General features: G+C 57.0%; 25 protein-coding genes. 12 read left to right on the top strand and 13 right to left on the bottom strand.

Translation table 11 applies throughout. The features are described 5' to 3' along the window. Positions 1-12: 12 nt before the first annotated feature. Complete coding sequence (locus ABJ205_RS05080) at positions 13-135, bottom strand: hypothetical protein (RefSeq protein ID WP_348158849.1); 123 nt, start codon at positions 133-135, stop codon at positions 13-15. Positions 136-518: 383 nt separating this feature from the next. On the opposite strand from ABJ205_RS05080, the gene ABJ205_RS05075 reads away from it, so the two are divergent. Together ABJ205_RS05075 and ABJ205_RS05070 are read left to right on the top strand one after the other, a co-directional pair. Continuing rightward, the gene (locus tag ABJ205_RS05075) at positions 519-1,913 is read left to right on the top strand and encodes a sigma-54 dependent transcriptional regulator (RefSeq protein WP_348158897.1); all 1,395 of its coding nucleotides are present in this window, start codon (positions 519-521) and stop codon (positions 1,911-1,913) included. A 32-nt stretch (positions 1,914-1,945) separates the two neighbouring features. Then, positions 1,946-2,716 carry an SDR family oxidoreductase gene (locus tag ABJ205_RS05070; RefSeq protein ID WP_348158851.1) on the top strand — a complete coding sequence of 257 codons (771 nt, stop codon included), beginning with the start codon at positions 1,946-1,948 and terminating at the stop codon, positions 2,714-2,716. A 19-nt stretch (positions 2,717-2,735) separates the two neighbouring features. Here ABJ205_RS05070 and folP read toward each other — a convergent pair whose 3' ends face one another. From folP to ABJ205_RS05055, 3 genes are all read right to left on the bottom strand, one after another. Beyond that, on the bottom strand, positions 2,736-3,890 hold the full coding sequence (gene folP / locus ABJ205_RS05065; RefSeq protein WP_348158853.1) for a dihydropteroate synthase: 1,155 nt from the start codon (positions 3,888-3,890) through the stop codon (positions 2,736-2,738). Positions 3,891-4,131: 241 nt separating this feature from the next. After that, positions 4,132-4,941: an outer membrane beta-barrel protein gene (locus ABJ205_RS05060; protein WP_348158854.1), complete on the bottom strand. Its 810-nt coding sequence runs from the start codon at positions 4,939-4,941 to the stop codon at positions 4,132-4,134. A gap of 196 nt (positions 4,942-5,137) precedes the next feature. Further along, entirely contained in the window at positions 5,138-6,304 is a 1,167-nt protein-coding gene (locus ABJ205_RS05055; RefSeq protein WP_348158899.1) for a site-specific DNA-methyltransferase, read from the bottom strand. A 352-nt stretch (positions 6,305-6,656) separates the two neighbouring features. On the opposite strand from ABJ205_RS05055, the gene ABJ205_RS05050 reads away from it, so the two are divergent. Then, a complete protein-coding gene (locus tag ABJ205_RS05050) occupies positions 6,657-7,064 on the top strand; it encodes a hypothetical protein (RefSeq protein ID WP_348158856.1) in 408 nt (135 codons plus the stop codon). A 20-nt stretch (positions 7,065-7,084) separates the two neighbouring features. Here ABJ205_RS05050 and ABJ205_RS05045 read toward each other — a convergent pair whose 3' ends face one another. Next, a complete protein-coding gene (locus tag ABJ205_RS05045) occupies positions 7,085-8,008 on the bottom strand; it encodes a calcium/sodium antiporter (protein ID WP_348158858.1) in 924 nt (307 codons plus the stop codon). 27 nt (positions 8,009-8,035) lie between these two features. Continuing rightward, positions 8,036-8,659 (bottom strand): ribonuclease HII, encoded by a 624-nt coding sequence (locus tag ABJ205_RS05040; RefSeq protein ID WP_348158860.1) that lies wholly within the window; start codon positions 8,657-8,659, stop codon positions 8,036-8,038. Here ABJ205_RS05040 and ABJ205_RS05035 point away from each other — a divergent pair. The 5 genes from ABJ205_RS05035 (at position 8,658) to ABJ205_RS05015 (ending at position 12,856) form a co-directional block, all read left to right on the top strand. Next, a complete protein-coding gene (locus tag ABJ205_RS05035; RefSeq protein ID WP_348158862.1) occupies positions 8,658-9,803 on the top strand; it encodes a PQQ-dependent sugar dehydrogenase in 1,146 nt (381 codons plus the stop codon). The genes ABJ205_RS05040 and ABJ205_RS05035 overlap by 2 nt on opposite strands. A 40-nt stretch (positions 9,804-9,843) precedes the next feature. Beyond that, positions 9,844-10,407: an N-acetyltransferase gene (locus tag ABJ205_RS05030; protein WP_348158863.1), complete on the top strand. Its 564-nt coding sequence runs from the start codon at positions 9,844-9,846 to the stop codon at positions 10,405-10,407. Between the two features lie 66 nt (positions 10,408-10,473). Further along, the gene (locus tag ABJ205_RS05025) at positions 10,474-11,022 is read left to right on the top strand and encodes a DUF1285 domain-containing protein (RefSeq protein WP_348158901.1); all 549 of its coding nucleotides are present in this window, start codon (positions 10,474-10,476) and stop codon (positions 11,020-11,022) included. Further along, a complete protein-coding gene (locus ABJ205_RS05020; RefSeq protein ID WP_348158902.1) occupies positions 11,019-11,615 on the top strand; it encodes a CoA pyrophosphatase in 597 nt (198 codons plus the stop codon). The genes ABJ205_RS05025 and ABJ205_RS05020 overlap by 4 nt, the downstream gene beginning before the upstream one ends. Before the next feature lie 65 nt (positions 11,616-11,680). Next, positions 11,681-12,856 carry a CCA tRNA nucleotidyltransferase gene (locus tag ABJ205_RS05015; protein WP_348158865.1) on the top strand — a complete coding sequence of 392 codons (1,176 nt, stop codon included), beginning with the start codon at positions 11,681-11,683 and terminating at the stop codon, positions 12,854-12,856. On the opposite strand, the gene parC is transcribed toward ABJ205_RS05015, so the two are convergent. Then, positions 12,853-15,144 carry a DNA topoisomerase IV subunit A gene (parC, locus tag ABJ205_RS05010; protein WP_348158866.1) on the bottom strand — a complete coding sequence of 764 codons (2,292 nt, stop codon included), beginning with the start codon at positions 15,142-15,144 and terminating at the stop codon, positions 12,853-12,855. The two genes, ABJ205_RS05015 and parC, sit on opposite strands and share 4 nt — an antisense overlap. Before the next feature lie 19 nt (positions 15,145-15,163). Here parC and ABJ205_RS05005 point away from each other — a divergent pair, with 19 nt between their 5' ends. After that, positions 15,164-15,565, top strand: coding sequence for a DUF4349 domain-containing protein (locus ABJ205_RS05005; protein WP_348510016.1), 402 nt, complete (start codon positions 15,164-15,166; stop codon positions 15,563-15,565). A gap of 286 nt (positions 15,566-15,851) precedes the next feature. Here the strand turns inward: ABJ205_RS05005 and ABJ205_RS05000 are convergent, their stop codons facing one another. The 5 genes from ABJ205_RS05000 to ABJ205_RS04980 form a co-directional block, all read right to left on the bottom strand. Further along, on the bottom strand, positions 15,852-15,959 hold the full coding sequence (locus ABJ205_RS05000; protein ID WP_348158870.1) for an enoyl-CoA hydratase: 108 nt from the start codon (positions 15,957-15,959) through the stop codon (positions 15,852-15,854). Between the two features lie 42 nt (positions 15,960-16,001). After that, complete coding sequence (locus tag ABJ205_RS04995; protein WP_348158872.1) at positions 16,002-16,109, bottom strand: enoyl-CoA hydratase; 108 nt, start codon at positions 16,107-16,109, stop codon at positions 16,002-16,004. 205 nt (positions 16,110-16,314) lie between these two features. Next, the gene (locus ABJ205_RS04990; RefSeq protein WP_348158874.1) at positions 16,315-16,650 is read right to left on the bottom strand and encodes a 2Fe-2S iron-sulfur cluster-binding protein; all 336 of its coding nucleotides are present in this window, start codon (positions 16,648-16,650) and stop codon (positions 16,315-16,317) included. 4 nt (positions 16,651-16,654) lie between these two features. Then, entirely contained in the window at positions 16,655-17,737 is a 1,083-nt protein-coding gene (locus ABJ205_RS04985; protein ID WP_348158876.1) for an aminotransferase class V-fold PLP-dependent enzyme, read from the bottom strand. Further along, on the bottom strand, positions 17,734-18,711 hold the full coding sequence (locus tag ABJ205_RS04980; RefSeq protein ID WP_348158904.1) for an aminotransferase class V-fold PLP-dependent enzyme: 978 nt from the start codon (positions 18,709-18,711) through the stop codon (positions 17,734-17,736). Before ABJ205_RS04980 ends, ABJ205_RS04985 begins: the two co-directional genes overlap by 4 nt. A gap of 133 nt (positions 18,712-18,844) precedes the next feature. Between ABJ205_RS04980 and ABJ205_RS04975 the strand changes: the two genes are divergently transcribed. Both ABJ205_RS04975 and ABJ205_RS04970 read left to right on the top strand, forming a co-directional pair. After that, positions 18,845-19,501 carry an alpha/beta hydrolase gene (locus tag ABJ205_RS04975; RefSeq protein ID WP_348158878.1) on the top strand — a complete coding sequence of 219 codons (657 nt, stop codon included), beginning with the start codon at positions 18,845-18,847 and terminating at the stop codon, positions 19,499-19,501. A gap of 172 nt (positions 19,502-19,673) precedes the next feature. Continuing rightward, on the top strand, positions 19,674-20,348 hold the full coding sequence (locus tag ABJ205_RS04970; protein WP_348158879.1) for a TonB family protein: 675 nt from the start codon (positions 19,674-19,676) through the stop codon (positions 20,346-20,348). A 33-nt stretch (positions 20,349-20,381) separates the two neighbouring features. On the opposite strand, the gene ABJ205_RS04965 is transcribed toward ABJ205_RS04970, so the two are convergent. Next, positions 20,382-20,603, bottom strand: a complete 222-nt coding sequence (locus tag ABJ205_RS04965) for a hypothetical protein (protein ID WP_348158881.1) — start codon at positions 20,601-20,603, stop codon at positions 20,382-20,384. A 100-nt stretch (positions 20,604-20,703) separates the two neighbouring features. Between ABJ205_RS04965 and ABJ205_RS04960 the strand changes: the two genes are divergently transcribed. Continuing rightward, positions 20,704-21,066 carry a DUF3597 family protein gene (locus ABJ205_RS04960; RefSeq protein ID WP_348510015.1) on the top strand — a complete coding sequence of 121 codons (363 nt, stop codon included), beginning with the start codon at positions 20,704-20,706 and terminating at the stop codon, positions 21,064-21,066. Positions 21,067-21,086 lie beyond the last annotated feature (20 nt).

Below are 21,086 nucleotides of genomic sequence, written 5' to 3'. Positions count from 1 at the left end.
TAATCGGTGCCCTTATGGCGCGATCAGAGCGACAACGAAAAATGCCAAAATCGCGATCAATGGCACAGTCCATTTCAGCGCACCCATAAACCCATCATAGGTCGAGCGTGCTTTGTCCATATTGTCGGCAACCATGGTGTAATCCCTTCCAGCATTATTCTCTCAAACCCGCCAATCAATTGCGCAATGTTGCAAAAGACTGACCGGCTAAATTCGATTGTTTCCAAAACCCCGTATCGAAGGCCGAGCAGATGCTCAACCCATCAAAGATCTTGAAGGCATCCTGTGTGTCTCAAATTGCAGCATGTGGCACAAGACGCAACAGCCTTAATTCCGTCTTTACCCCCCTGCTTTAAGCACGACTGACGTTTCACCACCCCGAAGTGTTTTCGGGGCTACGAAGGATCAGGGCCGACTTTATGGCGCAAAGCGACGAACACGCTGATATTTTGCCCGAATTGCTGGCTGGCGAGGGATGCAATTCTGATGACGAATCGGATGAGAACACCCGCATCGTCATGCTCATCGATGATGAGCCTGCCCAAAGCCGCTTGATTTCTGCAATTGCCGCGCGCGATGGATGGCGTACGGTTGTCGCAAGCGATGCCGAAACAGCGATCGCCATGCTTGGCACGCGCGAGGGTATGCAGCTGTCAGCGATTCTGCTCGACCAATGGGTTCCGGGCGATGATGCCTGTTCTCTTATCGCTGAGCTGAAGGAGCGCCGACCTGCCCTGCCCATCCTAATGCTGACCACAAGCGCCTCCCCGCTGCTCGCCGTAGAAGCTATGCGTGCAGGTGCCAGCGATTATCTTGTCAAACCCATTTCTCCTGATCGCTTGATGGACGCTCTTCGTGCTGTCACTGCCCTTGAGGCGCCCCGTGATGAACTCGCACCGCTAACCGAGAAGATGTCAGCGAGCCTCGATTTCGACGCGATGATCGGGACTGCCCCGACCTTTCGCACTGCTCTTGCGCAGGCTGCCAAAGCCGCACGGGGGCATAACCACTCGCTGATCGAAGGCGAAAACGGCACCGGCAAAGAGATGCTGATGCGCGCTATGCATGGGGCGAGCCCTCGTGCGAAAGAGGCGCTTCGCACTATCAACATTGCCAGCGTGCCGCCTAATTCGGTGGAATCGGTCCTGTTCGGCCACGAACCCAACGCTTTTCCCGGAGCCTTTGACCGTCAAATCGGCGCGCTCCAGCATTGCGATGGTGGGACTCTGGTGCTGGACGAAGTCGATCGCCTCAGTCTGGCTGTCCAAGACCGCCTTAATGATGCTTTGGAAACGGGCATTGTCCGACCACTTGGCGCAGCCCACGGTTTCCACATCGATATCCGCATTCTTTCTGCAAGCAATATGAGCCTCCAGCCGCTGGTTGATGGAGGAGTATTCAATGCCGCTCTTGCCCAAAAGCTTAGCGCGACCCGCGTGCAATTGCCGGCCCTTCGCGAACGCACTGGGGACATTGCTGCCCTAACCCGGCACTTCCTTACCCGCATTGGCGAGCAACCTGGGCTCACCCATCTGTCCATATCAGACAGCGCTCTTGCTCTTCTTGCCGCCTATGATTGGCCGGGCAATGTCCGGCAGCTCCAATCGGTCTTGTTTCGCGCCGCGGTTTATTGCGAAGGCGATACGCTGACCGCGGAGAGCTTCCCGCAGCTTTCCGAAATGATTGGCGAATTCGACAATACGGCGCGCCCTGTTCAGCAAGACGGGGTGGGTGTGATGCTCTATGCCGACGATGGCAATTTGCGTCCGCTCGAAGAGATTGAGGCCGATGTGATCCGCTTGGCCATCGGCCATTATCGTGGCCGCATGACAGAAGTGGCGCGGCGTTTGGGGATTGGGCGCTCGACGCTGTATCGCAAACTTTCCGACCTTGGCATCGACAATGCAGCTTGATCTGATGCATCGGCGCACCTAGCGCTGAGGCTATGGATACTCTCAAAGACTTCGCAGGCCGCACGGCTCTGATAACCGGCGCAGCATCAGGTATTGGCGCGGCTTGTGCCAAGCTCTTGGCTGAGCGCGGTGCTGCCAAACTAATCCTTGTCGATGTCGATGCCGCAGGCATGGCCGCACTCGACCTTCCTTGCGAAGTTGAATGCATCACTGGCAGCGTTGCAGACGAAACGCTTTGGGACGGGATCGGGCCCAAGCTCGAAGGCCTTGACCATGCAGTCGTGAATGCCGGCGTCGGAGGTTTTGGCACTATTGACGAACTCTCCTTTGAAGAATGGCGCCGCGTCATGGCGATCAACCTTGATGGCGCGTTCTTGACGCTTCGCGCTGGACTTCGTGCGATAAAGGCCAACGGCAAAAACACTGGAGGCAGTGTTGTCATCACTGGGTCCTCAACAGGCGTAAAGCCCGTGCCTGGCATCGGCCCCTATGGCCCTGCCAAAGCAGCCGTCGCCCATATGGCGCGTATCGCTGCGATGGAAAACGCCTCTGCCAATATCCGCGTCAATGCGATCGCACCGGGCGGCGTTGACACCGCCATTTGGGAAACAGGCGACGACTTTAACCTATCGGTCGAGGCAATTGGCCGCGAGGAAACCATCAAGCGCATGTCCAAAACCACCCCCAACAGCCGCTTTGCCAGCAGCGATGAGATGGCCGGAACCATCCTCTACATGCTCAGCGACGCAGGCTCGAACATCACAGGCCACGTGCTTGTGAGTGACGGTGGGTTTACACTCTAAACCGGCCTTATTCACACCGTTACATTCCTGGCAGTCCGCTGAAATCGGTCAGCGCCGCATCGCGAAGTCCGCGCCACACATTGCGGGCTTGCACCGTTTCGGCAACATCATGGACGCGCAGCATATGAGCGCCCGCATTCATCGCCGCTGTTGCTAACCCGACTGATCCACCAAGCCGTTCATGCGCAGGTTCTTCATTGCTAAGCGCGCCAATCATGCGTTTGCGGCTCAGCCCCACCAAAAGCGGGCTTCCCAAGGCATGGAACAGCGGGAGAGCGTTGATGAGCGCCAAATTATCGGCAAGCGATTTGCCAAATCCAATGCCCGGATCAATCATAATGCGGTCCTCGGCGATACCGTGCGCAATGGCCTTTGCCCGCTGGAAATAGAGCGTGTCGAACACATCGCTCACGACATCGGTGTAAGCGCCGCCGCTAACTCCCTCCATCGAATGCAAGTCCTCACCTGTTCCCGGCGCATGCATCAACACAACTGGGACTTTCGAACTTGCCACAAGGTCAAGCATTCTTGGGTCATAGCGCAGCGCCGACACATCGTTCACCATATGCGCGCCTTTGGCCCCATTTGCGTTTAAGGCAGCCTCAAGCACGCCCGCGCGCCGTGTATCGACACTGATCGCTGCGCCCATGCTTGCACAATACTCAATAGCGGGGACCACCCGCTCGATCTCATCGCCTTCAAAGGTCGGATTGCTACCTGGCCGAGTACTCTCGCCGCCAATATCGATAATAGACGCGCCCGCCTCTAACATTGCCGCCGCATGCGCTTGTCCTGCGTCCGGTTTTTCAAGCCATTCGCCGCCATCGCTAAAGCTGTCAGGCGTGACGTTGAGAACGCCCATGATCTGAGGTTGATCAAGGCGCACAGTGCGTTCACCCAATTGCAAAGGTGCGTGGGATTTTTGCAGATTGGTCCATTGCGCTTCCGCCTCGCGCGTTAAAGTACCGCCGGGCTCTGCCAATGCCTCTGCCGCATCGCTGACACCGAATATCCGGCGGTGCGTGACCTTGCCTTCTTCGCGCACGATCAGTGCAAAGCGGCTCGCATAGGCCATCGTTCCGGCCAGCCGTATTGCACCCGGACCATCGCCAGTGGATTCTGTTTGCGGACCAAGTGCAAGGCCAACCGGATGGAGATAAATACTGGAGGTCATAGACTTCTGTTTTCTCTTAATAAAAACGGATTTTTGACACACTTGACACACTGTCTAAGAACAAAAAGTTTGAGGCCCCAAAAAGCGGTCAAAAATGGGCTGAGAAGGAAACATTTGGTACATTGCTGCGCCGGTTTAGCAAGAGCTGCGCTTGTAGGACAGCGGCCGCGCCTTTGATGGAGCACACAAAAAGGGCCGCGCATCGCTGCACGGCCCCTCTTATTTGCAATTCAACTGATCTTTATCCGCCAAAACGTACGCGCACACCTGCAGTCACAAGCGATTGCTTCGCGCTAACATCCAAGGTTGCAGGCAGAATTGTGAGCGGAATGTCCACGTCTTCTGTGGTGTCACGGTAGGTGTATTGGCCAAAGACCTCGACGCCTTGTGACAAATCGTAGCTTGCGCCTGCCATGAATTGATAGGCAAACACGCTATCGCTGTCTTCGCCAAATGCCACGTCCGAGGGTTGATATTCGACATCGACCCACTGATAGCCGAAACCTGCGCCGACAAATGGTTTGAGAGAACTGCCTGTCTCAATGTCGTAAAAGACATTGCCGAACAGACCAAAGGTGGAGACTTCGCCTTGCCCGTCGGAAAGAATATCATCAACCGTTGGGTTATCGACGCTCGCAGGACCGCGGGTCAGCACGGCTGAATCAACGCCATCAATAATCGCGCCGCCAACCGACAAGTCTTGGTGATCGTCAACGTCATACTTGGAATAGGCCGCTTCGGCCTCAACGCGGAACCCGTTTTCAAAAGCGTAGCCGGCCTGACCGCTAAGGGTGAAACCGGTGTCAAAATCGGTTTCCCAACCAATTGGGGTATCTGCTGGAATGGAACCGAAATCATCGGTTTCCGGAATGGCGGTGTTAATCGTGCCGGTGTTATTGCTGTCCTGAGGAAGAGCGATGCCGCCACTGACCCCAACGTATGGCCCTGACTTTGTTCCATCCTGCGCAGCGGCAGGAACGGCGATCAAAGCGGCCATTGCGGCGGGTGCCAATAGCATCGGGGCGAATGTCAATTTTGCCTGGTATTTCATGAGGTACCTCTTGTCTAAAACCGACGCACGAATGTTAGGGGGGTGTGCGCGGTCATTGCTCTTTTTCCGTTGGTTTATCTGAACGGTTGCCAACAGGATCGGCAGCCCGTGCAGACGGAACGGTGATTGGTTTGAGTTTTCGACGAAACGCCTTTTGCGTCAGATATCGGTCTTCGCCGTTTTCGGCTTCGCCAACTCAATCTTCGTTAGCAAGTCGATAGAGATCGCGGGCGGCGTCTACTGGTTTCGTCTCGCCTCCATCCTGATAGTACCAAAAGGTCCAACCATTACAGCTTGGCGCGCCTTGCAAGTCTTTGCCAACGCCGTGGATCGAACCTTGAAGTTTGCCCTTTGGTGTCTCGCATTCAAGCGAGCCATCGGCGCGCACGGTCGCGAACCAGCGACGTTTCTTGTCAAAGATTTGTGAGCCGGGCTTGATCAGCCCGCTTTCGACCACTGCGCCAAAGGCAACGCGCGGGGCGGCCTTTTTCGACTGCATCGTCGTGAGCGCGCTTTCATCAAGCGGCAGTTCTTTTTCGATCCGCTTATATGCGACATTGCGATAAGTGTTCTCACGCTCGCAACCGATCCAATCGCGGCCCAAACGTTTAGCAACCGCGCCTGTCGTGCCCGTGCCAAAGAACGGGTCAAGCACCACATCACCGCGCTCTGTCGTTGCTAGAAGCACGCGGTAAAGCAGGCTTTCGGGTTTTTGCGTCGGGTGCACTTTGGTGCCGTTTTCTTTGAGGCGCTCATTACCAGAACAAATCGGCAGCACCCAGTCAGAGCGCATTTGCAGCTCATCATTGAGCGTTTTCATCGCGCGGTAATTGAACTGATAACGCGCCTTCTCACCTTGGCTTGCCCAGATCAAAGTCTCATGCGCATTGGTAAAACGTGTGCCCTTGAAATTGGGCATAGGGTTGGTTTTGCGCCACACGATGTCGTTGAGGATCCAGAAGCCGATATCCTGCAAAATCGCGCCCATGCGGTAGATATTGTGATAGCTGCCGATCACCCAAAGTGCGCCGTCAGGCTTAAGAACCCGTCTCGCCTCAAGCAGCCAAGCTTTTGTAAATTCGTCATAAGCCTGAAAGCTGTCAAACTGATCCCAATGGTCGGTCACCGCGTCCACTTCCGAACCGTCGGGGCGATTAAGGTCCCCGCCAAGCTGAAGGTTGTAAGGCGGGTCTGCGAACACGCAATCGACGCTGTTCTCAGGGAGCGAACGCAGCGCTTCGATGCAATCACCATCGAGAATTTGCCCCAGAGGCAAAAGCGCGCGCACATCCTGCGCGCTAGGCTTTACAGCGACCTTTGCGCCCCGCTTTGTACGCTGCTTAGTTGTTTCGATCACGCCCATAATTCTGTCCCAAAAGGTGGTGCGGCCCCAAGAAGAGGCGAAGTTATCCACAGGGGATGAGTCCTCTTGGACTCCGCGTCAAGCGCTTAGTTTCTGGGCTCTTATGGTTAATGCTTGGTAAACGCCCCTAAGTTGTGCGCGGAACAAAACGGGGCCCCACTAGATGTTGAGTCCGCCCTTATGGGCTGGACTCCAGATGTGGGGCCAAGACTGGGGGTGTTGCGCGGAAGACTCTGTCTTAAAGGTTCTTTGCGCTCGGCGATGAGATCCGAAGTCTCGCCCTCGCAGCACCCGATCTTAACCCTTCCGGGCTAAGCCAAATGCTGGTTTTTTCTCAAACGGAGCACTCATAATGAAGGGTCTGGTCGAAGGCGCGGCGCTGCTGACGGTTGCAGTTGGCGGATATGCTGCATACTCACACTTTGGCTCATCTCATGTCAGCGATGGCTATGAGCGCAGTGAATACTACGCCAAATGCGACACTGACTATCTTCAGAGCGCGCCCTATCTCGGGTTTAGTGCCTCAAGCCGCGAATGCGAGTGCTTCGATGACAGCCTCCAAAAATTGACGCCAGCACAGCAAGCAGCTGCCTACAAAACCCTCGAAGACAGGCTCACGCTCGCCTTTATGGGCAAGGCTGGCGCGCGAGTGGACGGCAGCACGGTTTCGTATAACGACAAGGCTTTAGGCCAGGTCACAGCCGATGTTAAAATCGCCACCAGCGGCGCCGATATTATGCAGCAATGCTCAATGTTCTAAGACGCGTTAGATCGTCACGCTTAAGCAAACACCAGCACGACATTCGCGGTAAACGCCGCTAGCAATACCGCGCCAAGCGTGCGGCCAATGCTCTTGGCAAACCACAAGAGCGCGAGCAGCGCAGCGGCGCTTGCAGTCAGCAAAGCCATTTGCAGGCCGGCCAGCTCCGCCGGAAGCGCGACAGGCGCAATGCTCATCGTCGCGCCGCCAATCAGCAAGATGTTGTAGATGTTGGAGCCCACAACATTACCCAGCGCCAAGGCCGACTTGCCGCGCAAAGCCGCTGCAATGGAGGCGGCGAGTTCAGGCAGGCTTGTGCCCACGGCGACAACCGTCAAACCAATGACCGTCTCTGGCACTTTGAAAATCGTCGCAAGCTCGATTGCGCCTGTGACCAATGCATCGCCGCTCAGCACAAGAATGCCCAGCCCCGCGACAAACAAAACCCCTGCGACCACTCCGTTTTGCGTACTCTCTTCGCCTTCATCCTCTTCGCTCGACTGCCCCGGATTGCGATAGCGCCAGACGATGTAAGCGATGATCCCAAACAGCAGCGCAAAGCCGATCCAACGCGCACCATAGCCAGACAGGAATAGCCCCCACAAAAGCAAGGTCGCCGCCAAAGCCACCACCGCATCGCGCCTGCCGCTGCCTGAAAGGATAATCGGTGCAACCAGCGCCGATACGCCAAGGATCAACAGCGTATTGGCAAGGTTCGACCCGACGATATTGCCCCAGGCAATTTCAGGAGAGCCCGCAAGGCTGGCCTGAACGCTCGCCACCATTTCGGGCATGCTCGTCGCAAAACCGACAATCACTAGCCCTGTAAAAAGCGTCGATACGCCCAGTTTTTGCGCAATGCCAACGGCGCCGCGCACCAAAAGTTCACCGCCAATACCAAGGCCCACAAGGCCAGCCAGACTTAAAAGGATTGCGTTCAACATGGGGTAAGCGCCTAAAGCGTTGAGCCGTTAAAGCAAGCGGGCCTGTGCAACGGGCGCAAAGCTTTGGCGGTGGAGAGGAGTGGGACCGTGCGCGGCCAAAGCGTCCATATGCTCCTTAGTGCCATAGCCCTTGTTGCGCTCCCAACCGTACTCCGGATACTCTTTGGCAGCCTCCATCATCAAGCGGTCGCGCCATTCCTTGGCGATGATGGAAGCAGCGCTGATCGAAGGCTCTTTCCCGTCTCCTCCCACAATCGCCCGCGCGGGCCAGACCCATTCACTGCATCGTCGTTCTGGGGTTTGATTGCCATCGATCAGGACAATATCCGGCTGCCTGTCTATACCCGCGATCAAATCGCGCACACAGCGCGTCATCGCCAACATCGTGGCTTGGAAAATATTGACCGCATCGATCTCCCCGGGGTCAACCACGGCGACCGCCCATTGGCACTTTGCACGAAGCTCCTCGTCGAGGGCCCCGCGCCGCTTAGCCGATAACCTCTTGGAATCCGCAACGCCCGCCGGTACTAAAGCGCTCATAACCACGGCAGCGGCCACGACCGGTCCTGCCAATGGCCCCCGCCCAGCTTCATCCACCCCGATGATGATGGATCCAGCGTCATTTTTTAAATCAGGAGCACCCTGAGGCATGAATACTTTTTCCAAATTTGCGTTGCTTACTTCCTCCACCGCTGCGCTCGCACTCGCAAGCTGCGCGGCCGCAGAAGCCGGGGAAAGTTCGGCCTCGGGCGAGCTTCAGATCACGCAAAAGGGCGAATTTGAAAAACCGTGGGCGATTGAATTTGCGCCGGGCACGGCCATGCTGTTCGTGACGGAAAAAGAAGGCGTCTTGAAAGTGATGGACACCGCAAACGGCACGTCGGCAACCGTTGCTGGTGCACCTGATGTGGCGTTTGGCGGCCAAGGCGGTTTTGGCGATATCGCCTTTCTGCCAAGCGAGACGGGTGAGAGCGTCGATGGCCGCACCATTTACCTCAGCTGGGCCGAATTTGGCGAAGAAGGCGAAACACGCGGCGCGGTCGTTGGCAAAGGCACGCTCGCCTGCGCCTCGATGGAGGATTGCGCGCTTGAAGGGCTTGAGGTCATCTGGCGTCAGGCGCCCAAGGTCTCTGGCCGCGGGCACTATTCGCACAAGATCACAGTCTCGCCCGATGAAAGCCACTTGTTTGTCACCAGCGGCGACCGTCAGAAAATGACCCCGTCACAGGACAATAAGAACACGCTTGGCACCATCGTGCGTCTCAACCTTGATGGTACGCCGGCTGAGGGCAATCCTTTCGCCGATGAAGGCGGGGTAACGGCGCAAATCTGGTCTTACGGCCACCGCAACCTTCTGGGTATCGATTGGGACGCTGATGGACGCCTATGGGATGTGGAGCACGGCCCTGCTGGCGGGGATGAACTGAACCTCGTCAAGAAAGCTGCGAATTACGGCTGGCCCACCCGCTCGTATGGTGAACACTACAATGGCGATCCGATTGCAGATCACTCCGCAGACGATGGCTTTGAAAAGCCAGCCATTTGGTGGACGCCGGTCATCGCGCCGGGCGATATGCAATTCTACCACGGCGACATGTTTGCCGATTGGCAGGGCGATGCACTCATCACTGGCCTTTCCAGCCAAACAATCGTGCGTGTCGAAATTGATGGTGAGACTGCGACCGAAGCCGCGCGTTACCCGATCGATGGCCGCGTGCGCTCACTCGACGTGGCGCAAGATGGCAGCATTTGGGTGGCGACGGACGAAGGCTCTGTTTTGCGTCTTTCAATGTAAGCTTGGCAAGCCTGCACAAAGCGCCTAGCGCGCGGGCGCTATGCCAGAGACTCAAAGCGAAGCAGCCACCCTCGTCCCGCTCTCAGCGGTTCCGCCCGAGATGATCGAGCAATTGCTCGATCGCGTCTTTGGCGAGGAACGCCATGCGCGCACAGCCTATCGCATTCGTGCCGGGATGGAGTGGCTCGATGCCCTGTCCTTCGCAGCGCTTGATGAAGACGACATGCTGGTTGGCACGATCCAGTGCTATCCAGTGGGCCTCCAATCCAAAGACGGCGCGCGCGTTCCGCTCGTCATGGTGGGCCCGGTGGCCGTGGTGCCAGAGCGGCAGGGCGAAGGCTTTGGCGTGGGACTGATGATGGCGATGCTGGACGCTGAGGCTCGCATGGCAGGCGAAGGCTCGCCCGTGTTCCCGCAGGTCCTTATCGGGGACGAGGAATATTACGGGCGCTGGGGTTTTACCTTGGGGTCCACCGGCGGTTGGCAGTGCCCCGGCCCATATGAAAAAGAGCGGCTTTTGGCGCGCGGCGCGGCGCTGTCGCAAATGCCCAAAGATGGCATGCTGGGGCCCTGGAATGGCTTGGACAGCAATACGGCGGCCTAGGATTTTCGGTTAGGTGCGCAAATGCACTTTCCTACGCGCGCGCACTCTGCCATCGCACATCCCAACATGCCTTACGAACCGCCACCCTATTTGGCTGAACTCAGCCTCGCCGAAATCGCCAATCAAGTGGAGCAGCGCAAGCTCCCGCCGGTTGAGAACTGGGCCCCGCAAAAGCTGGGCGATAGTTTTATGCGCATTGCCGCTGATGGAACGTGGTTTCACGAGGGCGACCCCATTCGCCGCCCGGCGATGGTGCGCGCTTTCTCTGGCCTTTTGACACGCGATGACGCGGGGCAGCATTGGCTTGTTACCCCATTTGAAAAGCTCACCATTGAAGTCGATGACGCAGCGTTTATTGCGGTTGATTGTGCGGCGAAAGACGGCGATCTGGCCTTTCGCTTAAGCACTGACGATCTGGTCGTTGCAGGGCCAGACAACCCATTACGCATTGCAGGCGATCCAGACACGCCTGCAATTTACCTCCAAGTGCGGCGCGGGCTTGAAGCGCGTTTGAACCGTTCAACCTATGCGCAGCTGGCTGACATTGCTTTGGAAACCGGGGGCGATGATTGGATTGTCTCTAGCCAAGGCGCGCTCTTTTCGCTTCAAGGCTGAGGGTGGACTTATTCGGCACACTCAGCGAGCTTTATACAGCGGGTCATGCGAAAAAGCTGGATGGCCTGCTTAATGATGCAGAGCTTGCCGATGGTCACCGGGGCACGGCTGCTGCTGTTTTAATCGCAGTCACCGACCGGCCAAAACCCGGCATAATCCTGACACAGCGCCCGCGCGGCATGCGCGATCATCCGGGCCAAGTCGCCTTTCCGGGCGGCAAATGCGATCCTGGCGAAGATGCCATCACCGCCGCTTTAAGAGAAGCGGAGGAGGAACTTGCCCTTCCGCGCAGCGCCGTGCGGGTTATCGGCACCAGCGATCTTTACCGCACAGGTACCGGGTTTGATGTGACGCCTGTTCTCGGCGTTATCCCGCCAGACCTGCCCCTTACCCCCAGCCCCTCCGAAGTGGAGGCATGGTTTGAGCCTCCGCTGGAACTGCTCCTTGACCCCGCCAGTTGGACCGAACATAGCGCCTATTGGCAGGGCAAAGATCGGCGCTATTTCGAGCTCCAATACGAAGGCTTTCGCATTTGGGGCGTGACCGCTGCGATCATCATCAATCTCGCGCGCCGGATTGAATGGCCCAATTGATTGGACAAGAACTGAATAGACGAAACTTGTCGAAGCGGCGCTTTTCTGTTTAGCGCAGATGCATCGTGACCGACACATTACACCAAGCCATCTGGCCCAAACGCGAAGGGCTCAAATTGCTGACCCAAACGCTGGGCGCAGACAATATGCGCTGGGTGGGCGGCGCTGTGCGCGACACGCTTTTGGGTAGCGAAGTGCACGACATTGACTGCGCGACCACTCTCACCCCCGATGTGGTGATCGACAAATGTGCAAGCGCCGGTATTCGCACCGTCCCCACAGGGTTAGATCACGGTACAGTGACCGCGATCCTTGAAGATGGAACGGTCGAAGTCACCACACTTCGCCTTGATGTCGCCACCGATGGCAGGCGGGCGACAGTCGCCTTTGCCACCGAATGGCAAGACGATGCCGCACGGCGCGATTTCACCATCAACGCGCTCTATGCGCACCCGGAAACACTTGAGATTTCGGATTATTTCGGCGGGTTAAAGGATTTGGAGGCGCGCCGCGTTCGCTTTATCGGAGAGCCCCGCGCCCGCATCGCAGAGGATCATCTTCGCATCCTTCGCTATTACCGGTTTCAAGCGCGGTTCGGCGCGCAGCTGGACGATGAGGCCGAGGAAGCCTGCTGCGAGATGGCAGCGACGCTCAAAGGTCTTAGCCGCGAACGTGTGGCCGATGAGCTTTTGCGTCTGCTCGCCCTTCCCGATCCGCATGCGACAATCGCGCGGATGTTTGAGCGCGGCGTTTTGCCTGTTGTCCTGCCGGAAAGCAGCAAGGTGCATGTTGGGGCGCTGCAAACCCTGATCACGCACGAGGCGGAGCAATCCATCACGCCCGACCCCATCCGCCGCTTGGCAAGCCTTTTGCCGCCCTCACCCGATGTGGCCGAGGGTGTTGCCGCGCGGCTGAGACTTTCAAAAGCGCAGCGTGCGCGTCTTGTTTCGGCAGCGGAGAGGATAGCGGCAGATACGGATAAGCCAAAAGCGCTCGCCTATCGGCTCACCGTGCCCTTTGCCGTCGATCGGTTGCTCTTGCTGGGTGCAGCTGTGCGCGGCCTCAAGGGATGGGAACCGCCAACCTTCCCGCTCAAAGGCGGCGCGATTGTCGCACGCGGAGTGGCCGCAGGTCCAGAAGTTGCCCGCATCCTCCAAACGGTCGAACGCCAATGGGTGGCCGAAGGCTTTCCGGATAAGAGCCGGGTCCAGCAAATCCTTGAAAGCGTGCTTTCGGCCTAGAACCGGTTGCTCTTAGGGAACCCTTGCGGCGGCATACGTCCAGCCGCTCCCCGTGCCACCTTCCACTGCCAAATCTCGTTCTCGGTACGGGTGCGATCACCCGAACCGCCCATTTGCCAGCTCAGCCCCTCAGCCAGGGTAAAGGTCGTCGCATCGCTGAGCCCGCCATCGCGGTACCGTTGCAGCATCACCCCTTGACCCCGCGCCATCACGGGCATCTCTTCCATATTGAAGACGATCAGCTTGCGGTTCTCACCCACTGCCGCAACGTGGTCATGACTTGCGGGAATTTCGCGGATGACTTGCAGCTTGGCGTTGTCTTTAAGGTTCACCACCTGCTTGCCCTTTTTGGTCTCGGCGATCAGCTCTTTGGTCTCGGCGATGAAGCCTTTGCCAGTGCTTGAGGCGAGAAGCAGACGGCCTTCCGGCTTGTGCACCAACATCGCGGCGATGCTGGATTCAGACGGCAGGTCGATCATATTGCGCACCGGCTCACCAAAGCCGCGCGCGCCCGGCAATTTGTCGCACCCAAGGGTGTAGAACCGGCCATCAGAGCCAGCAATGAGCAGCTTATCCGTGGTCTGCGCATGGATGATGAAGGCTTGGGCATCGCCTTCTTTATATTTGAACTCTTGGGTAAGATCGACGTGGCCTTTCGCGCCTCTGATCCATCCTTTTTGGGATAGGATCACGGTCACAGGCTCTTTCTCGATCATCGCATCCATCGAAAATTCAACCGCAGGGGCGGCTTCTTCAATCCGCGTCCGCCGCGCACCCAGAGCCGTATCCTCGGCATAATCCTTGCGAATAGTGCGCAGGTCTTTCTTAAGGCGCGTGCGCTGACGAGCGGGGCTTTCTAGGAGCTTGTTAAGCTCCTCTTGCTCTTTAAGGAGAGTGTCCTTCTCACCGCGCAGCTCCATCTCTTCAAGCTTGCGCAGCGACCTGAGCCGCATGTTCAGAATGGCTTCGGCCTGACGATCGGTCAGCTTGAACTCGGCCATCATCACTTGCTTTGGCTCATCCTCGTAACGGATGATCTCGATCACCCTATCGAGGTTGAGGAAAGCGGTGATGTACCCCTCGACCAGCTCCAATCGCCGCGCAATCTGATCAAGGCGGTGCTGCGTGCGGCGTTGCAGGATTTCGATCTGCGCGGCGGTCCAGTTCTGCAGGAGCTCTTTTAGCCCCATAACCATCGGCGTGCGGGTCGCATCCAGCACATTCATATTGAGACCAAAGCGGGTCTCCATATCGGTGAGCTTGAAGATGCTCTCTTTCAGCAAATCCGGGTCAACATTGCGCGTGCGCGGGACCAGAACGATACGAATGCTCTCATCACTTTCGTCGCGCACATCGTCGAGGATGGGCAGCTTCTTATCGGCAATCGCCTGAGCGATCTGTTCGATCAGCTTGCCCTTTTGCACCTGATACGGAATTTCGGTGATGACCAATTGCCACTGCCCGCCGCCAAGGCGTTCGATGCCAGCGGCTTGATCCTCTTCCCTTTCGGCCTCTGGCGCGTTGAAGACACCGCGCAGGCGGAAAGAACCGCGCCCGGTGCGATAAGCTTCTGATATCACTTGCGCGCTATCCACCAGTTGACCTCCGGTGGCAAAGTCGGGCCCCTGCATGAGCTCCATAAGGCGCTCATGCTCAACATGTGGATTGTCAACGAGTTCCAGCGTTGCATCAATGACTTCGGCGATATTGTGGCTCGGGATATTGGTCGCCATGCCCACCGCAATCCCGCTTGCCCCATTAGCGAGCAGGTTGGGGAAAAGGCCCGGCATCAATTCCGGCTCTTCTTCCTCGCCATTGTATGTCGGGATGAAGTCAACGGTGCCTGCGTCGAGGCCTTCCATCAATTGGATCGCGGTCTTGGTCAGGCGCGCTTCGGTATAACGGTAAGCGGCAGCATTATCGCCGTCGATATTGCCAAAGTTGCCCTGCCCTTCAACCAGAGGGTACCTGAGCGAGAAATCCTGCGCCAAACGCACCATCGCATCATAAGCGGCGGTGTCGCCGTGAGGGTGATATTTACCGATCACCTCACCCACGACGCGAGCGGATTTCTTAAACGTGCTGTCCGGCGAAAGCTTGAGCTGGCGCATAGTCCAAAGCAGCCGCCTGTGAACCGGTTTCAACCCATCGCGAAGGTCGGGAAGCGAACGCGCAGTGATCGTCGAGAGCGCATACACAAGATAGCGCTCAGAAAGCGCAGCATCGAACGGCGCATCAACAATTGCATCAAAAGGATCGGTATCGTCGGTCATCGTGGGATCAGCCATGGCCCACGCTTAGCAAGGTGTGCCCCATGGGGGGAGAGCAGTTTCCACAGAGTTGGTGGGACTTGCGGACCTCACTCCCAAAGTGCGAGTGCAGAAAGCTCTTTCGGACGTGAATGAAGGACTCGAGACAGCAAGGCAAAGGCTCAAGACTTATCAGAACCGCATTCAATACAGCGCCGTAAATATCGAGTATGAGCCCGCCTTTGGTGAAACGCAGATTGGCTTTGTACGGCCAGTCGCAAGCGCATTTCGCTCAGTTGGCTCAACCTTGGGCATGAGTGTTGCAGCGATCATTTACGGTCTGACGGCATTGCTGCCTGTTGCGCTCCTCATCCTGGCCTTGCCTTGGATATTGCACCGGTTTGGAATGCGGCTTCGCTTCTGGAAGAAAGACCTGCGCGACGATGGTGGTAGCGAGTAAAATCGCTTCCTAAGGCCAAAGAAAAAGGGCGCATCGGCTCGTTGGGGAGAGAAACCGATGCGCCCTTTGCGGGGGACTACTTGAGGGGACTTAAGAGAAGCCGTGCAGCGCCTTTATACGAGGATGTTGGGGTTACTCAGGATAAAGGCACTTGCGAAAACTGCGGTGGTTGAGAGGACTGAAAGGGCGGCGGCGTAGAGGGTGTTTGTGCGGGGCATTGAAGGTCTCCGGATTGGCAAGGGGATAGAGGGACTACCGGATCCCGTCAGCAATTAGGCAAGCGCGATCAAGCGAATGCGAGTGGGCTGGCGGGAACGATTGCGTAGGCAAACAGGCTAGCGGATACGACGATCGAGAGAGCGGCTGCGAAAAGGTTGTTTTGTGCGAGTGTCATTTTGAAATTCCTTTGAATTGGGGTGTCTGTTTGAGTTTGAATTTAGGCGAAGACTGTTGGGCTTGCCGGGATGATGGCGTAAGCAAACAGGCTGGTTGAAATGATGATTGAGAAAGCGGCGGCTGCGAAGTTGTTCATTGTGTTGGTCATTACCTGTCTCCAGTGTTTCTTGTGTTTTGCGGGTTGTTTCCGCTGTATGCCAACTACATTGCAGACACCGTGCCAAACTCGAAAAACGGCTGAATTCCGGGCTTTCCGCTCGTTTATTCAAGCATACGAAAACCGCCCAATCCGAAGGTTTGGGAAATTTTACCAATGTTTAGGATTGGATTAAGTGGCCATTCAGCCGCGCACGTTATAATCCGCGCGCATCGTGGCTTTCGCCGGGGACACGGACGGTCAAGCCATCCATCTCTTGGGTCAGGTCAATCTGGCACGATAGGCGCGAGGTTCGGCGCGCTCCTGCTGCAAAATCGAGCATATCCTCTTCCTCTTCGGAAGCCTCGGTCAGCTTGCCGAACCACTCCGCCGCCACTATCACATGGCATGTGGAGCAGGCCATTTGCCCTTCGCATGTCCCTTCGAGCGGAAGGCCTGCCGCCTGTCCAAGCTTCAAAAGGTTGTCACCCGCCTCGCCTTCGCATGCGGTGGAATTGCCCTTTGGGTCGATGAAGGTGATTGTGATTGCCATTGTGTCAGCCCCAAAGCTCTTGCTCTTTTGCCGCCGCCTTAAGCGTTTTGGCGGCCTCATCAATCTCTTCCAGCGCGGTGTAACGGCTCCACCCCAATCGGATCGAGCTTTTCGCCTGAGCATCACTGAGCCCAATCGCCTTGAGCACGCGGCTGGGCTTGCCAGATCCACTTGCGCAGGCGCTTCCGGCGGAAAACATGATATCGCGGCAGTCGGACATAAGGCGCGCGACATCAAGACCGTCCTTTCGGATGTTCATATTGCCGCGCCAGCGCGACGTATCGCTGCCGTTGAGTATCCAGCCGTCAAAGTGATCGCGTGCGCGGTCCCATAGGGCGGCGACATGGGCGCTGTCCTCCTCCATCCGCTCACTAGCGAGCCCGGCCGCCGCACCAAATCCGGCGATCAAAGCGGGGCTCAATGTCCCGGAGCGAAGGCCCGATTCCTGTCCGCCGCCGGTTTGCTGTTCGGTCAAATCCACGCCATCACGCACCCACAATGCACCAATGCCTTTAGGACCGTGGAACTTGTGAGCGGAAACCGCGATCATATCCGCCGATGCAACTGGCATTTTGCCATAAGCCTGAACCGCATCGACCAGAAATAGCGCGCCTGCCGCTTTGGCCCGCGCCGCCCATTTATCGCTCTCTTGGACAACGCCGATCTCATTGTTGACTTGCATCACGGCGATGAGCCGGGTGCCCGCTGGCACATCTTGGTTCGGATCACACCTGCCTTGCACATCGACGCCAAGCACAACCTCAGGCCCAGCGGTCCGTGCAGTGTCTAAGACAGCGGAGTGTTCAATCGCTGAGCAAGCGATGGGGCCGTTTCCAGCCGCGCCCCGGATCGCAAGGTTGAGCGCCTCGGTCGCGCCGCCAGTGAAGGTCACGCGCCCCCCGCTCGGGAAAAGCGCCGCTACGCGTTCGCGCGCGACTTCGATCGCGGCGGCCGCCTGCCGCCCAAGTTTGTGCGGACTGTGCGGATTGCCAAACCCGGTGCCATCTGGCCCTTCAAGATGCTTGAGCATCGCCTCAAGGGCTTCTGGCGCAAGCGGTGTGGTGGCTTGATTGTCGAGATAGATCATTTGAGCGACCTCCACACTTCTAAGAACCGGTCCAGCTCCTCACTGGTGGTATTCCAGCCAAGGCTAACCCGGATTGTGCGCGCAGCGACGTCATCGCTCACGCCAAAAGCATCGAGCACCCGGCTCTTTTTAAGAGTGCCGGATGAACAAGCGCTTCCCGCCGATACGGCAATCCCCATCGCGTCGAGGCGGATCAGCAGGGCCTGCGCGCTTATGCTGGGGTGTGAGAGCGCGAAGATATAATCGGTCTGATCGCCAAAGGTGAGAAGGTCGTCGCCAAGCTCCTGCGCGAAACTGGTGCGTTCCTTTGTGGTCGTTGCCCATTCGCCTGCTTCAAGCGCAGCCGCAAAGCCCAGCGCAGCCGGCATGTTCTCGGTGCCTTGGCGATAGCCGCGTTCATGCCCGCCCATCGGCTCAAGCAGAGAGTAATCTCGCACCAAAAGCGCACCGATCCCAATCGGTCCGCCCAATTTGTGTGCCGAAACGACCAACATATCGGCTTTTGGTAAGGCAAGCTTACCTGCCGATTGAGCGCAATCAGACAAGAGCACCGCGCCGGTGGGTTGCACTGCGCTCCCCATGGCGCTCACAGGATTGATGACCCCCGTCTCAGAGTTTACATGCTGCACGGCGAGCAAAGTCGACGCATCAAATGTGCTTTCATCTGAGGAGATTTCTGCATCAGGGGCCGCCCGATACACCGCGTCGTGCTCAACCGCGCTTACGATCCGCTTCGTGGCTTTCGCGCGGTTCAACGCAAGCCAAAGGGATTCGCTTGCCCCGGAGGTAAAAATCACCTCCCCATCCCAACTACACGCCGCCTTGATCCGGGCACGGGCATCTTCAAGCGCGTTTTTCGCCTTGCGTCCCTCACCATGCGGGCTCGATGGGTTTGCCCACAGTGCAAAACCTTCGTCCATTGCGGCTTTCGCCTCGGGACGAAGCGGCGATGTCGCGGCATGATCGAGATAGATACGGTTGGCCAGAGAGCACCTTATTGCGAACGATTCTTAAAAAATTGCACTTTATTAGAAGTGCCTATATAGAGCGCCCAACTGCTGGCACCAGCCGGTGCCCAAACGCAACCCAATTCATAAAGGTTATTTGATGCCATCCGTCATCTTCCCCGGTCCAGAGGGCCGTCTTGAAGGGCGTTTTTCGCCCCCGCCTCGTCCACGTGCACCTGTTGCGATGATTCTCCATCCTCATCCAGAAGGCGGCGGCACGATGAATGATCGCATCGCTCAACGCCTTTACAAGACCTTCACCGATCGCGGCTTTGCGACGCTGCGTTTCAATTTCCGCGGTGTGGGACGATCACAAGGCAGCTTTGACAATGGCATTGGCGAGCTTTCGGATGCGGCAAGCGCGCTTGATTGGGTGCAATCGATCCACCCAGAAGCCCAGCAAACCTGGGTCGCGGGTTACTCATTCGGCGCTTTGATCGGTATGCAGTTGTTGATGCGCCGCCCGGAAGTGCGCGGATTTATCTCCGTTGCGCCGCCTGCAAATATGTATGATTTTAGCTTCCTTGCACCATGCCCAGCCTCGGGCATCTTTGTGCAAGGGGCCGCCGATACGGTGGTCCAGCCAAGCGCGGTTCAAAAGCTGGTCGATAAGCTGCGCACCCAAAAACACATCACGATCCATCATGATGAAATCCCGCGCGCCAACCATTTCTTTGAAAACGAAATTGAAGAGATGATGGGCAGCGTGGACAATTATCTCAACTTCCGTCTGTCGCCGGATTGTCCGATTAAGTGATATAATTGGGCGGCTTAGGCCAACTGGGCCGCCCAAATTTCCCCAAATTGGTCTTTTATCGCAACGGGTTGCACCTTGCGACGGGTCGCGCTTTGCAACTCGATATTGCTTGTCACTCGCAACAACTCCTGTCAGCCTTCCACTCATCGCACATCATGAGAGGAGAGAATTCATGAGTTACGCGACCACAGCGAACCGCCCTAACCCCCTAGCCGCCATTGGCGCATTGGGCGTCCCCGCCGGTGTGGGACTGGTCTTGATTGCAGGTCTTGCGGTCAAGATTGTCGTTAACCCACCTATCCCCAACCCCGTGGCAACAGATGTACCCACTGTTGTTGTCACCCCTGAACCAATTGTGGACCCGCTTCCTCCCACAGACCCCCAATCACACGCAGCTCCTGCGCCCGTCCCAACCTTTACGCGGCCCAGCAGCGACATAGAGTTTGGTTTGAGCCCGACCGGCCCAATCGGGCCGATTGGCGACTTTGATACAGGGTCATTGATAGGTTCCGATGCGTTCACAGGTACCCTCCCCCCGATAGAGCCCTTGTTTGACCCAGTGGACGCCTCCCCGCGCAGCAATCCCAGTAATTGGATTACGACAAACGATTATCGCAGTTCATGGATCAGGCGCGAACTTACCGGAAAGGCGCGCTTTACCTTGCGAATTGATGCGAGCGGCAAGGTCAGCGATTGCACGATTACCGGTTCAACGGGCCATACCCCGCTTGATCGGGCTACATGCATGCTGATCCAACAACGCGCCGTATTTAATCCGGCAAAGGACAGCGACGGCATGGCGACGGCCGGGACCTACTCAAGCTCGGTTAACTGGCAGATCCCTTAAAAATCTAAAGCAAGGAGCAAACGGCAAGGGCGTCTACTGCGTCTTGGCCGTTTGTGTTTCTTCGATCAAATCAACTGGCGCGGCGCCATCTGATGTTGGGATCGTCCAGATCAAAACATTGCCAACCGCAATGATAGCCAACACCACCATAAGGATCGGCTGCTTCACTTCCCCTGTGCGTCGCCAATAGAGATATGCGCCGAGCAGCAAGAAGATTGCCGCCAAAATCACGAGTGAGAAAACCAGATCAATCATACCTTTGGGCCAACTACTCTTTTGTCATCAGTTGTAAATGCTCTGGCATTGCAACCCGTTGATCGCTAGCTTTCAAAGACCACGGTTCAAGGAGGGAATTATGGGTATTTTCAGTTCAATTTCTAATGCGATCTTCGGCGATGACGAAGAAGAAGCAAAAGCAGCAGAAGCGGCCGCTGCTCCTGCGCAAGCACCCAAGCGTGCATCAATCACCGCCGATGACCTAGCCGCGCGCATCGGCAGCATTCCGGGCGCAGACAAGCTTAACTGGCAGACTTCGATCGTCGATCTGATGAAGCTTGTGCGCATTGACCCAAGCTATGAAAATCGCAAGTCGCTTGCAGTAGAAATGGGGAATGCAGATTATTCAGGCTCTGCCGAAGACAACATCGCTCTTCATAAAGCTGTGTTGGATCAGATGGCGGCTGCAGGCGGCGTTGTGCCAGGCCACCTGAAAGACTGATTGGTCAAACATTCTCGCCC

It is taken from the genome of Erythrobacter sp. (assembly GCF_039988855.1).
GTDB lineage: Bacteria > Pseudomonadota > Alphaproteobacteria > Sphingomonadales > Sphingomonadaceae > Erythrobacter.
Note: the sequence above shows the minus strand (reverse complement) of the source record. Positions and strands in the feature narration are given on the sequence as shown.